The 13100-nt window shown below is 67.4% G+C and carries 12 protein-coding genes and 1 tRNA gene; 8 read left to right on the top strand and 5 right to left on the bottom strand.

Features of this window, described 5'->3' with window-relative positions; genetic code table 11:
* Positions 1-52 precede the first annotated feature (52 nt).
* Positions 53-1276 (top strand): hypothetical protein, encoded by a 1224-nt coding sequence (locus ABQY64_RS04955; RefSeq protein ID WP_126968013.1) that lies wholly within the window; start codon positions 53-55, stop codon positions 1274-1276.
* On the opposite strand, the gene ppk2 is transcribed toward ABQY64_RS04955, so the two are convergent.
* The 5 genes from ppk2 to hemA form a co-directional block, all read right to left on the bottom strand.
* A complete protein-coding gene (gene ppk2, locus ABQY64_RS04960; RefSeq protein WP_024938581.1) occupies positions 1258-2040 on the bottom strand; it encodes a polyphosphate kinase 2 in 783 nt (260 codons plus the stop codon). The two genes, ABQY64_RS04955 and ppk2, sit on opposite strands and share 19 nt — an antisense overlap.
* Before the next feature lie 30 nt (positions 2041-2070).
* Complete coding sequence (gene moaB, locus ABQY64_RS04965) at positions 2071-2589, bottom strand: molybdenum cofactor biosynthesis protein B (RefSeq protein ID WP_104556002.1); 519 nt, start codon at positions 2587-2589, stop codon at positions 2071-2073.
* Between the two features lie 559 nt (positions 2590-3148).
* Positions 3149-4855, bottom strand: coding sequence for a tetratricopeptide repeat protein (locus tag ABQY64_RS04970; protein WP_167704706.1), 1707 nt, complete (start codon positions 4853-4855; stop codon positions 3149-3151).
* Positions 4852-5937 carry a peptide chain release factor 1 gene (prfA, locus tag ABQY64_RS04975; RefSeq protein ID WP_024938578.1) on the bottom strand — a complete coding sequence of 362 codons (1086 nt, stop codon included), beginning with the start codon at positions 5935-5937 and terminating at the stop codon, positions 4852-4854. Before prfA ends, ABQY64_RS04970 begins: the two co-directional genes overlap by 4 nt.
* Positions 5915-7213 carry a glutamyl-tRNA reductase gene (hemA, locus tag ABQY64_RS04980; RefSeq protein WP_024938577.1) on the bottom strand — a complete coding sequence of 433 codons (1299 nt, stop codon included), beginning with the start codon at positions 7211-7213 and terminating at the stop codon, positions 5915-5917. Before hemA ends, prfA begins: the two co-directional genes overlap by 23 nt.
* Positions 7214-7278: 65 nt before the next feature.
* Between hemA and ABQY64_RS04985 the strand changes: the two genes are divergently transcribed.
* The 7 genes from ABQY64_RS04985 (at position 7279) to pth (ending at position 13059) form a co-directional block, all read left to right on the top strand.
* Entirely contained in the window at positions 7279-8967 is a 1689-nt protein-coding gene (locus ABQY64_RS04985) for a tetratricopeptide repeat protein (RefSeq protein WP_349780378.1), read from the top strand.
* A complete protein-coding gene (lolB, locus tag ABQY64_RS04990; protein ID WP_024938575.1) occupies positions 8964-9617 on the top strand; it encodes a lipoprotein insertase outer membrane protein LolB in 654 nt (217 codons plus the stop codon). Before ABQY64_RS04985 ends, lolB begins: the two co-directional genes overlap by 4 nt.
* On the top strand, positions 9599-10486 hold the full coding sequence (ispE, locus tag ABQY64_RS04995; RefSeq protein ID WP_024938574.1) for a 4-(cytidine 5'-diphospho)-2-C-methyl-D-erythritol kinase: 888 nt from the start codon (positions 9599-9601) through the stop codon (positions 10484-10486). The genes lolB and ispE overlap by 19 nt, the downstream gene beginning before the upstream one ends.
* Positions 10487-10489: 3 nt before the next feature.
* Positions 10490-10566 (top strand) — tRNA-Gln (locus ABQY64_RS05000).
* A gap of 159 nt (positions 10567-10725) precedes the next feature.
* The gene (locus ABQY64_RS05005; protein ID WP_002811729.1) at positions 10726-11685 is read left to right on the top strand and encodes a ribose-phosphate diphosphokinase; all 960 of its coding nucleotides are present in this window, start codon (positions 10726-10728) and stop codon (positions 11683-11685) included.
* 110 nt (positions 11686-11795) lie between these two features.
* Complete coding sequence (locus ABQY64_RS05010; RefSeq protein ID WP_016900688.1) at positions 11796-12431, top strand: 50S ribosomal protein L25/general stress protein Ctc; 636 nt, start codon at positions 11796-11798, stop codon at positions 12429-12431.
* A 49-nt stretch (positions 12432-12480) separates the two neighbouring features.
* On the top strand, positions 12481-13059 hold the full coding sequence (gene pth, locus ABQY64_RS05015; RefSeq protein ID WP_349780379.1) for an aminoacyl-tRNA hydrolase: 579 nt from the start codon (positions 12481-12483) through the stop codon (positions 13057-13059).
* Positions 13060-13100: the final 41 nt, after the last annotated feature.

The following is a 13100-nucleotide window of genomic DNA, read 5'->3' on the forward strand; positions in this document are numbered from 1 at the left end:
CGATGCGTCGCCGATAACCTTGTCAGCGCGATCAGGCGTGCAGGGGGAATATATGGCCGCTCCATCTCAAGATCACACCGACGGGCACGAACTGCCTGCCCGCAACCGTCGCCTGGCGCAGCTGGCGCCATGGCTGTATTTGGGCGTCCTGTCGGGCAGCGGCTGGTTGCTGTTTCTGCAGCCGCAGACCCGCGTGCTGCAGCCAGGGCAGGCGGCCACCAGCTGGCTGCTGGCCTGGATCTTCGGCGGCATCGTGATCGCTGCGGTGCTGTGGAGCCTGAAGCTCGCACGTCACGGCCTGGGCGCGTCCGCTGCCAGCTATCCGCTGTCGGCGCGTCTGCCCGATTCCTGGGCCGACGCCTACGCGGCGCTGTTGCGCCCGGCCCCCGCGGTGCCGCTGTCGGCCTCCAGGCCGGATCCTGCCGGCACCCAGCGCGGCGCAGCCTGGCACCACTTCGGCGGCGGCATGCTCAGCGTGGAGAATTTCGATCCCAACGACGCTACCCGTGCGCCCTGGGACACCCTGGATGCCCAGGCCTGCATCTCGCGTCTGGACGATCTCCGTCCGGCCTGGCAGAACGCCACCGCGAACCGCGCGCTGCAACAGGAGCGTCGCTACTGGCTGGATGTGGTGCTGTCGCTGCTCGACCACGGCGTGATGCGCCCGCTGCAGGACGGCTACCTGCCCGACACCGCCACGCTGCGCACCGAACGTTTCCTGCTTGGCGCCGATGCCGGCCCGATCGTCCTGGCCGAGGTGCCGGCGCTGTTCGCACGCCGCCTGGCGCTGGCGATCGAGACCATGCCGGCCCCGCAGCGCGAGGCCGCCGGCGTCCAATGGCGTCTGCTGCAGCAATTGCACGGCCTGGTTGCCGAAAGCCGCATGCTGGACGAGCGCTCCCAGGTCATCCAGGTGCTGGCGTGGAATCCGGATGTGGACCTGGACCAGGTCGAAGTGGCCTACATCCTGGCCGCCGAGTACCGCCAGGGCATGCGCGACTGGTTGCGCCGCGCCGCGCTGGTGCGTCTGCCCGATAGCGCGCTACGCCTGGACGAAGTACTGCTGTCGTCCTGCAGCCCGCTCGGCGCGCAGGCCGACGACGTCGATTACATCGAAGCGATGCGCCCGCTGCACCGCGGTTTCATGCAGCTGTTCAGCCAGCGCCTGAGCCAGCTGGTGCTGCAGGCCGAGCAGGCCGAGCGCCAGGCCGGCCTGTATCCCTTGCCGCGCGCCACCGCGGCCAGCGACGAGATCTCTCAGGACTGGCCGGCGTAATCGTCGATCGGTTCCAGCACGCCGTAACGTTCCTTGTGCGGCTTGCCGTCCAGTGGCGGCAGCTGCAGCGTGTCATCGGGCACCGCGGTGTCCGGGAGCCGATCCAGCAGATTGCGGATCAGGCTCAACCGGCCGCGCTTCTGGTCGTTGAAATCCACCAGCGTCCACGGCGCGTCCGGCGTATGCGTCACCTCGAGCATGCGCTCACGCGCGGCGGTGTAGTCCTCGTACTTGCTGCGTGACTGCAGATCCACCGGCGACAGTTTCCAGCCCTTGAGCGGATCTTCCTGGCGTTCGGCAAAGCGCTGTTCCTGCTCGGCCTGATCCACGCACAGCCAGTACTTGAACAGCAGGATGCCGTCGTCGACCAGCAGTTGTTCGAAGCGCGGCGCCTGCTCCAGAAACGCGTCGTATTGGGCGTCGGTGCAATAGCCCATCACCCGTTCCACGCCGGCGCGGTTGTACCAGCTGCGATCCATCAGCACCAACTCGCCGGCCGCCGGCAGGTGCGCCACATAGCGCTGGAAATACCATTGCGTGCTTTCGCGGTCGTTGGGTGTCGGCAACGCCACCACCCGGCACTGGCGCGGGTTCAGATGGCTGGCGATGGCCTGGATCACACCGCCCTTGCCGGCGGTGTCGCGGCCTTCCACCAGCACCAGTGCGCGCTGGTTGGTATGGCGCAGCCAGCGCGCCATGTTGACCAGTTCCAGCTGCAGCGGTGCCAGCAGCTTCTTGTAGGCCTTGCGTTTCAGGTGCGACATGCGCGTTCCAACAGCGATGGAGCGCGCAGGCTATTCGCCCAGACGTGGACGCAGTGTCGCCAGATTGCAGGGCTTGGTCCGCGCATCCAGCTGCGCACGCACGATCTTTTCCCAGGCCGTGCGGCAGGCCGAGGTGGAGCCGGGCAGGCAGAATACGAAGCTGTGATTGGCAAGCCCCGCAAACGCGCGTGACTGCAGCGACGAGGTGCCGATTTCTTCGACACTGACCGCGCGGAACAATTCGCCGAAACCGGGCATGGTCTTGTCCAGCAACGGCGTGATCGCCTCCGGCGTGCTGTCACGGCCGGTAAAGCCGGTGCCGCCAGTGATCAGGATGCCATCGACCTGCGCGTCGGCGATCCACGCAGAGACGATCGCGCGCATGCGGTAGCGATCGTCCGGACACAGGGCGCGCTCGTGCAGCAGGTGGCCGTCATGAGTGAGGGCATCGACCAGATAGTCGCCGGAGCGATCATCGGCCAGCGTGCGGCTGTCGGACACCGTCAGCACGCACAGGTGCAAGGGAATGAAGTCGAGATTGGAAGGCATGTCCCAAGCCTAGCGAGCCGGAACGACCGGGTACAGCACCACGGCGTGAAGCCGCACAACGTTGGTTGCCGGCGGGGTTCGCTGACACTGCCAATTAGCAACTGATAGTTCGTGGCAAATCGATAAGTCGCTCTCCCTGTGGGGCGAGAAGGCACAGCTTGCGCGCCCCTGGTGTGCGTGCCGCCGAGCGCCCACGCGGCAAGATTGGACGCCCCTCTCCCGCCGGGAGGAGGGGGTGGGGTGAGGGTACGGCGAAGCAAGATGCCTGTCGGTACTCGCTTCGGTGAGGGCGGCAGCGCGGCCGGGGATCGGCTCCTCGGCTCGGCAGACATCCTGTCTGACTCGCCGCCGCGGCACATCCTTGTGCCGCTCTCCGCCAATCCCCGGCCACGCTGCCGCTCTGCACGTTGTTTCCATGACCTGAAAAGGTCTCGAAGAAACTCAGTGACGCTTTGAAGCACCTCTCCCGCAGGGGCGAGGAGGCACAGCTGGGCGCGCGTGCCTTGGGGTGCGGGTGCGGCGGAAGACAGCCATCTACCTTGGAAAGGCAAGCAGCCCGCTAGTTACCTGACCAACCATGTTGGCGCGCGAGTGCTTGCATCAGGTCCGCGAACCCGTCGGCAAACCCATCCATATCGAACACGCCCGACTCGCGCCGACGCTCCGCCACCCGCGCACGCAACGCACTCAACGCCGCTGGGTCACTCGCCAACGCCACCGCCTTGGCCACGAACGCAGCGTCATCGGCCGCATTCATCTCATCCAGGCCCAGGTGATGATTCAGGCTGCCGGCCACGCGCGCGGCAAATGTCTCGCCGGGCGTGGTCAACACCGGGCAACCCGCCCATAAGGCATCCGATGCGGTGGTATGCGCGTTGTATGGATGCGTATCCAGGAACAGGTCCGCATGCCGGTAGCGCGCCAGATACTGCGCGTGCGGCAGCTTCGGCATGAATACCAGGCGCTGCGCATCGACGCCCTGCGTCTGCGCCACTGCACGCAGGCGTGCGTCGGCCTGGCCCGGCCCGGACAGCAGCCACAGCACGCTGCCCGGTACCGCACGCAACACCGCCAGCATGCGCGCCATGCTGCGGGGATTGAGCTTGTAGCTGTTGTTGAAGCAGCACAGCACCACGCCATGCTCGGGCAAACCGCACTGCGCCCGCGACGGCGGCTCGGCGACCACGCGCGAGGTGTCCGACGGCTGAAACGCACCGTTCAGGCGCAGCACGCGCTCGCGGTAGAACGGCTCCAGCGACGGCGGCAGCGCAAATGCATCGCCCAGCACATGGTCCATCCACGGCGCGCCCGACGTGCCCGGATATGCCAGCCAGTTGAGCTGCAGCGGTGCCGGCCGCAGTGCGAACACTTCCGGGCGCCCGCCACCGCCCCAGCCGCGCAGGTCGAACAGCAGATCGATGCCCTGGTCGCGGATGTGCTGCGCGGTGGCCAGGTGCCCGAGCGCGGTGACATCGTGCAGCGTGGTGGCCTGCGCCAGGCGCGCACGGATCTCGCTGCGGTCGTCATGGCTGGTGGCGAACAGATGCAGTTGTAGCGCCGGCTGCCGGCGCTTCAGCGCTTCGAACAGCGCGACCGTCAGCAAGCCGGTGGGATGTGCACCAAACCCGTTGGAAACGAAGCCGAGCCGCAACCCGCCCTGGCTGCGTATGGCAGTCGGCGGTAACGGGCGCAACATCGCAGCGACTGCCTGGGCGCGCGTCCGTGCACACGCCAGCTGTTCGGCAGCGCTGGCGTCCTCGCTCAGGAAGGCGAACGGCTCCACCGCAGCAGCGCCCTGCGCCACGGCGCTGCGCACCTGCGCAGCAAGCGCATCCAGTTCGCGCCAATCGCACAGGCGGCGTCGCCAGTTGAGCAGTTGCGCAGCGATATACGGCTCATCGGGCAGCAGCTGATGCGCACGCGCATACGCGGCCGCGGCCGCTTCGGCCTGGCCTGCATCTTCCAATGCATGCCCCAGCCATAACGCGATGCCCGGATGCTGTGGCACCAGGTCCGATGCCTGCTGCAACAGCGCTGCCGCGTCGGCATGTCGTTGCTGTGTCCAGCGCACCCGGCCAAGCCGCGCCACCGCTTCCGGATGGCCCGGCTGCAGTGCAAGCGCGCGTTGTACCGCGGCCTCGCCTGCAACGATTGCGCCCATGCCGAGTTCGGCATCGGCCAGCATCAGCCAGGCGATGAAATCACCCGGCTGGCGTCGCACCGCCTCGCGCAGCTGCAGCAGCTCGCGCGGGACCTGCGCACTCACGGGCTGTCGCTCAACCGTGCCAGTTCGTCGGCCTGATGCTCGTGCAGCAGTCGTGCGATCAGTGCATCCAGATCGCCTTCGATGATGTTGGGCAGGTCGTACAGCGTCAGGCCTTCCACGCGGTGGTCGGTGATGCGGCCCTGCGGGAAGCTGTAGGTGCGGATGCGCTGGCTGCGGTCGCCGCTGCCGACCTGCAACTTGCGCGTCTGCGCTTCGGCGGCGGCTGCCTTGCTGCGTTCGGCTTCCACCAATTGCGCCTTCAGCCGCTTCATCGCCTTGTCGCGGTTGGCGTGCTGGCTGCGCTCGGTCTGGCATTCCACCACCACGCCACTGGGCACATGGGTGATGCGGATCGCCGATTCGGTCTTGTTGACGTGCTGGCCGCCGGCACCGGACGAGCGGAAGGTGTCCACTTTCAGGTCGGCCGGGTTGATCACGATCTCTTCCACATCGTCGGCTTCGGGAATGATCGCCACCGTCGCCGCCGAGGTGTGGATGCGGCCCTGCGACTCGGTCGCCGGCACGCGCTGCACGCGGTGGGTGCCGGACTCGAACTTCAGCCGCGAATACGCGCCGCGTCCGACCACCCGTGCCACCACTTCCTTGTAGCCGCCGTGCTCACCGGGACTGTCGGATTCGATTTCCACCTTCCAGCCCTGGCGCTCGGCATAGCGCGCGTACATGCGGAACAGGTCGCCGGCAAAGATCGCCGCCTCGTCGCCGCCGGTGCCGGCGCGCACTTCCAGGAACAGGTTGCCGTCATCGCGCGGGTCGCGCGGCACCAGCAGCAAGGCCAGTTGCGCATCCAGTTCTTCCAGGCGCGCCTGTGCGGCGGCGATCTCCTCTTCGGCCAGCTCGCGCATTTCCGGATCGTTGCGCATCGCTTCGGCCGCGCTCAGGTCGGCCTTGGCGCGCGCTTCGTCTTCCAGGGCCACGGCCACCGGCTCCAGCTGCGACAGTTCGCGCGACAGCGTGCGGAACTTGTCGTTGTTGTTGACCACATCGGGGTCAGAGAGCAGGTGCCGCAGTTCTTCGCGGCGCTCGGCCAGCGCTTCGAGCTTACGGCGCAGGGTCGGCGTCATCGGTCCTCACGATCGGGGTGGCTACAGGGGGATGTTGGTAACCCGGTTTTTCCGGGAACAGCCGGTCGGCCGCGTTGGTCAAGTCCAGGTCGTTGTTGAGCGCGGCATCGCGCAGCGCGGCAGTGGGCGGATGCAGCAGCCGGTTGGTCAGCGCGTGCGCCAGCTGCTCCAGTACTTCGTCGGCCGGCTTGCCGTTATGCAATTGCTGGCGCGCCTTGGCCAGTAGTTCGTCGCGGGTGCTGTCGCCGAACGCGCGCAAGCGCTTGAGCGGCGCCTGGCGCGCGTTGGCCTGCAAGGTCTCGACATAGCGTGCCACCTGCAGGTCGATGATGGCTTCGGCCTGGTCGGCGGCTTCACGGCGGCCGCGGCGGTTGTCTTCCACCGCGCGTTCCAGGTCGTCCACGGTGTACAGGTAGGCGTCGCCGAGTTCGGCCACCGAGGCTTCGATATCGCGCGGCACCGCCAGGTCGAACAGCAGCATCGGCTTGCGCTTGCGCGCGCGCAGCGCCTGTTCCACTTGCACCCGCGTCACGATCGGCTCGCGCGCGGCAGTGGCCGAGAACACCACGTCGGCTTCGGCCAGATGGCGGTCCAGATCGGTCAGCGGCAGGGCGTAACCGCCGTGCTGGCTGGCCAGCGTCTGCGCATGCGCAAGCGTGCGATTGGCGATCAACAAGCGGCGCACGCGGCCTTCGCTCAGATGTTTGGCCGCAAGCTCGATGGTTTCGCCCGCGCCGATCAGCAGTACGGTGGATTCATTGAGCCGCGCGAAGGATTCCTGCGCCAGTCGTACCGCAGTGGAGGCCACCGACACCGGATTGGCACCGACGCGGGTATCGGTGCGCGCCCGCTTGGCCACCGAGAAGGTCTGCTGAAACAGGCGGTCCAGCCCGCTGCCCAGTGCGCCGTGTGCACGGGCCACTGCCCAGGCATCCTTCACCTGGCCCAGGATCTGCGGCTCGCCCAGCACCATCGAGTCCAGCCCGGTGGCGACGCGGAACAGGTGGCGCACCGCCGCTTCCTCCTGGTGCTGATACAGGTAGCCACTCAAGCCCGGCGCATGGGTCTCCAGCCAGCTCACCAGGCTGTGCGGGTCGTCGGACATCGCATACAGCTCGGTGCGGTTGCAGGTGGACAGCAACGCGGCCTCGCGCACCTGCGGCAACGCGCGCAGGGATTCGAGCGCGCGCGGCAACGCGTCACCTGCGAACGCCGCGCGTTCGCGCAGGTCCACAGGTGCGGTCTGGTGATTCAGTCCGAGCACCCACAACGTCATTGTTCAGTTGCTTGCGATAAGCTGGCGGCCATTCAGGGCCCCATTTTACGGCCCGGTTGCCCCCGATGCCTGTACCGATTCGCATCCTGTGTGTTCTTTTGCTGGTCGCAGTCTCCACCAGTGCCACTGCAGCACCCAAGAAAGCACCGCCCGCGCCGCCGCCCGGTCGCGCTGGCACCACCTCGCTGGAGCCGGTGCTCGCCGGCGAATTCGCCTTGCAGGCCGGGCAGTTGGACGATGCCGCCCGCGCCTACCTGGATGCCGCCAAGGCCGAGGCCGGCGACGCCGGGCTGGCCGAACGCGCTGCCCGCATCGCCATGCTGGCCAACGACGACCCGCGTGCGATCGAGGCCCTGGCGCTGTGGCGTGCCCGCGCACCCTCGTCGATGTCCATGCGCAGTACCGAGGCCTCGCTGGCCTTGCGCCGCAACGACTTGCGTACCGCCCGCCGTGACCTGCTCGGCCTGCTCAAGGAGCCCGACCCGCGCGGCTGGCGCTTCGCCCTGATCGCCCTGGCCAATGGCGGGCGCGAGCCGGAAGCCTCGGCCGACGTGCTCGAAGACCTGGTCAAGGCCGGCGCCATCCCCAATCAGATCGAAGCCTGGCAGGAATTCGGCCGGCTCGCCCTGCGCATGGAGCGCCCGGCGCTGGCCAAGCGCATCGTCGACGAAGTGGTGCGCCGCTTCCCCGAAGAGCCGCGCGTGGCCTTGTTGCACGCCACCCAGCTGCAGCAGGAAGGCAAGAACGACGAAGCGCTGGCACTGCTGAAGAATGTCGAGCCGCAGGCGGTCAGGGATTCCGAGCTGCGTGGCGCGCTGGCCTTTGCCTACGACGCCATGGGGCAGACCGAAGCCGCCGCGCGGGTCTTGTCGACCGGGCCGCAGGACACCCAGACCTACGGGCTGCGTGCCTCCATGCTGGCCAAGGAAAAGGATCGCAGCGCGCTGGAGGCGCTGTACGGCGAGCTCAAGAGCAACGCCACCAAGCCCGATCCGGACCGCCGCCTGCTGCTCGGCAAGATCGCCGAATTCCTCAAGCGCTACGACGAGGCGGTGGAGTGGTATCGCGGCGTGCCCGGCGGCCCGCAGCTGAGCGAGGCGCGCCTGCGCGCCGCCAGCGCCCTGTACGAGCTGGGCCGCAAGCCCGAGGCGCTCGCCGAAGCTCGCGCATTGCAGAGCGATGCCACTGCCGACGACGACGCGCGTCGCGACGCCTACGTGCTCGAAGCCGAGCTGCACCAGCGCGCCGACGACGCAGCGGGCGAGCTGGATGCCTTCGAGCGCGGCCTGGCCGCCTATCCGGACGACGGCGCGCTGCTGTACGCCCGCGGCCTTGCCTGGGAGCGCCGTGACGATGTCGCGCGTGCCGAGGCCGACCTGCGCAAGATCCTGGTGGCCGAACCGGAAAACGTGGCGGCGCTGAACGCGCTGGGCTACACCCTGGCCGACCGCACCACCCGCTACAAGGAAGCGCTGGCGCTGATCGACCGCGCCCGCACCGCCGACCCGGATAACCCGGCTATCGTCGACAGCTACGGCTGGGTGCTGTATCGCATGGGCCGCACCAAGGAAGCCCTGGTGCAACTGCGCCGTGCCTGGGCCCTGGTCAAGGACCCGGAAATCGCCGCGCACGTGGGCGAGGTGCTGTGGGTTAGCGGCAAGCAGGACGAAGCGCGGCGCTACTTCGATGAGGCGCGGCGTCTGGATCCGGACAACCGCGCGCTGCAACGCGCCGTGGAAAAATTCGGGCTATGAGCGGGACGATCCGAACACTGGCCCTGAGCGGGCTGGTGCTGGTCGGGCTGTCGGCCTGCGTCAGCGTGCCGCGCGGGCAGGGCGGTGGTGCCGCAGTGGTCGAACAGGTTTCCGAGGGTGCGCGTCAGGCCGAAGCCGCACGCCAGGCCTGGCTGCAGGCGCATCCGGCCTGGTCGTTCCAGGGCCGGGTTGCGATCAGCAAGGGCAGCAACGGCGGTAGCGGCCGCATCGACTGGCAGCAGGACGGTGCGAAATACCGCGTGCAGCTCAGTGCGCCGGTAACCCGGCAGAGCTGGGTGCTCACCGGCGACACCGCCAGCGGCGCCGGACGCCTGGAAGGGCTGGACGGCGGCCCGCGCAGCGGCCCGGATGCCGAGCAGGTGCTGCTGGAAGCGACCGGCTGGACCATCCCGGTCAACCAGATGCCGGACTGGGTGCGCGCGCTGCGCATCGCCGACGCGCGCGCCGAACGCGCCGATCTGGATGCGGCCGGGCGGCCACGTACCGTGCGGCAGGATGGCTGGACGATCGACTTTCTCGCCTGGGCGCCGGCCGGCGCCGGGCAACCCGAGCTGCCGCAGCGCATCGAAGCCCGCAACGGCGAGGCCAAGGTGCGCCTGCTGGTCGATCAGTGGACGGTATCGCCCTGATGTCCGCGCTGGAGACGGGCTGGTCGGCGTGGCCTGCGCCGGCCAAGCTCAACCTGTTCCTGCAGATCGTCGGGCGCCGCGCCGATGGCTACCACCTGCTGCAAACCGTGTTCCGGTTGCTGGATTGGGGGGACACCATTCATCTTCGTGTGCGCAACGACGGGCTGATCCGGCGCATCGGCGACAGCCTGCCCGGCGTGGCTGAAGCCGATGACCTGGTCATCCGGGCCGCGCGCCTGCTGCAATCCAGCGCGGGCACGCAGGCCGGCGCCGACATCCGGGTCGACAAACGCATTCCCGCCGGCGGCGGCTTCGGCGGCGGCTCGTCGGATGCCGCCACCGTGCTGGTCGCGCTGAACGCCTTGTGGGGCCTGGGCTTGCCGGTCGACACGCTGGCCGAACTGGGGCTGCGGCTGGGTGCCGACGTGCCGGTGTTCGTGCGCGGGCACAATGCCTGGGCCGAGGGTGTCGGCGAGCAACTGTCCCCGATCGGTCTCCCGGCAGCGTCCTACGTGCTGGTCGATCCGGGAATTCACGTGCCCACCCCGGTCTTATTTCAATCACGGGAATTGACGCGGGATGCCGAGCCCGTGAAAATAGCGGACTTCGCTTCGGGTTCCCTGCTCGACAATGCGTTCGAGCCGGTTCTGCGGCGCCGTGAACCCGCCATCGAGGCAGTGTTCCAGGCGCTGTCCAGGATCGGGACGCCGCGTTTGACCGGGTCAGGGGGCGGGTGTTTCGTCGAATTCGCCACGCGCGCTGCTGCAGAGCAGGCCATGGCGCAGTTGCCGGACAACCTGAGGGCGTGGGTCGTGGAAGGTGCAGCGCACTCGCCACTGCTCGACGCGCTGGACGCGAGACAGGTTTGATGCAGGGGCGTCGCCAAGAGGCCCAAGGCACCAGGTTTTGATCCTGGCATTCGTAGGTTCGAATCCTACCGCCCCTGCCAGTTGTTGATGCAGGTCCCCCTGTACCAGTCGTACATGCAGGTCCCCTGCAACAGCCCGCACATCCATGTGCGGAGATTCAACGAAAAGCCCGGCATTTGGTCGGCTTTGTCCAGCTCCATCATCGCCCGCACGCTCTTTGCCGCCGCCCGAGAGATCCCATGCAAGACCAACGTAACCTGCTGGTGTTCTCCGGCAATGCCAACAAACCGCTTGCCCTGAGCATCTGCAAGGAGCTCGGCGTTCGCATGGGCAAGGCGCTGGTCACGCGCTTCTCCGATGGCGAGGTGCAGGTCGAGATCGAAGAAAGCGTGCGCCGGCAGGAAGTGTTCGTGATCCAGCCGACCTGCGCGCCAAGCGCGGAAAACCTGATGGAGCTGCTGGTGCTGATCGACGCGCTCAAGCGCGCCAGTGCCGCGTCGGTGACCGCGGTCATCCCGTACTTCGGCTACTCGCGCCAGGACCGCCGCATGCGCTCCTCGCGCGTGCCGATCACCGCCAAGGTCGCCGCCAAGATGATCTGCGCAATGGAGGCCGACCGCGTGTTGACGGTGGATCTGCACGCCGACCAGATCCAGGGCTTCTTCGACGTGCCGGTCGACAATGTCTACGCCTCGCCGCTGCTGCTGGCCGACATCTGGCGTGCCTACGGCACCGACAACCTGATCGTGGTATCGCCGGACGTGGGCGGTGTGGTGCGCGCGCGCGCCGTCGCCAAGCGTCTGGACGATGCGGATCTGGCCATCATCGACAAGCGCCGTCCGCGCGCCAACGTCGCCACGGTGATGAACATCATCGGCGACGTGCAGGGCAAGACCTGCGTGCTGGTCGACGATCTGGTCGACACCGCCGGGACCCTGTGCGCCGCCGCCGCAGCGCTGAAGCAGCGTGGCGCGCTCAAGGTGGTGGCCTACATCACCCACCCGGTGCTGTCCGGCCCGGCAGTGGACAACATCAACAATTCGCAGCTCGACGAGCTGGTGGTCACCGACACGATTCCGCTGAACGAAGCCGCGCGCACCTGCGCCAAGATTCGTCAGCTGAGCGTGGCCGAACTGCTGGCCGAGACCATTCGCCGCATCGCCTTCGGCGAGTCGGTGAGTTCGCTCTACGTCGACTGATGCCGCATTCGGCGCCCGGAGTTCCGGGGGCCGGTACCACGTCTCGCCTGGTCGCGGGTGAGACGCTTCATCGCCGCGAGGCGGTATTCCAATCTAGGTAGTGAAACAACATGGCAAAGACTCACGAAATCAAGGTCGAGCGCCGCGCGAACGAGGGGAAGGGTGCGAGCCGCCGCCTACGTCACGCTGGCGTCATTCCGGCCATCGTTTACGGTGGCGAACTCGAGCCGGTCAGCATCCAGCTCAACCATGAGCAGATCTGGCTTGCCCAGCAGAACGAGTGGTTCTACTCGTCGATCCTCGACCTGAACCTCAATGGCGACGTGCAGCAGGTGCTACTGCGTGACATGCAGCGCCATCCGTTCAAGCAGCTGATCATCCACATCGACTTCCAGCGCGTCAGCGCCAACGAGAAGCTCAGCGCCGCCGTGCCGCTGCACTTCATCAACGAAGCGGCATCGCCGGCCGGTAAGTCCAGCGAAGTGGTCGTCACCCACGAACTCAACGAAGTTCAGGTCGTCTGCCTGCCGAAGGATCTGCCGGAGTTCATCGAAGTGGACCTGGGTGCCCTGGAAGTGGGCAACGTGATCCACTTGTCCGAGATCAAGCTGCCGGCCGGTGTGGAAATTCCGGAACTGAAGCTGGGCAAGGAGCACGACGTGGCGGTGGTTGCTGCCAAGCACGTGCGGATCGAGGAAGAAGACGCTGCCGGTGAAGAAGGCAGCGAAGGCGCCGAGACCAAGTAAGCCGTCGGCCGATCCCTCGCACTGCGCGGGATCGGCTGCGGTCACTGGCATGTCTGCACTCCGCCTGATTGTCGGACTCGGGAATCCCGGTCCGGAACACGCGCAAACCCGGCACAACGCCGGGTTTCGTTTCGTCGATGCCCTCGTCAAGCGCCATGGCGTGCGCTGGGGGCTGGACGCCAAGTTGTTCGGCGAGACCGCCAAGGTCGAGATCGCCGGGCAATCGGTCTGGCTGCTCAAGCCGGCCACCTTCATGAATCTCAGCGGCAAATCGATCACCGCCGCGTTGCGGTTCTGGAAGATCGAGCCGGAGCAACTGCTCGTTGCACACGACGAACTGGATCTTGCGCCGGGCATCGCGCGGCTCAAGTTCGATGGCGGCCACGGCGGCCAGAATGGCCTGCGCGACACCATTCGCTTGCTGGGACACGGTAAATTCCATCGCTTGCGGATCGGCATCGGCCATCCCGGCCACAAGGACCGCGTGGTGCCCTGGGTGCTGGGACGGGCAGGGCGCGACGACGACGCGACAATCGGCACTGCAGTGGACGCAGCCATCGATGTCCTGCCGCTGGCACTGGACGGTAATTTCAACGAGGCGATGAAGCGCCTGCATACGGAAAAATAGAGAATGGGGAATCGGGAATGGGAGGAGCGTTGCTCTTGCCA

Origin of the sequence: Xanthomonas sp. WHRI 7065 (genome assembly GCF_040203115.2) — a bacterium.
Classification (GTDB): Bacteria; Pseudomonadota; Gammaproteobacteria; order Xanthomonadales; family Xanthomonadaceae; genus Xanthomonas; species Xanthomonas arboricola.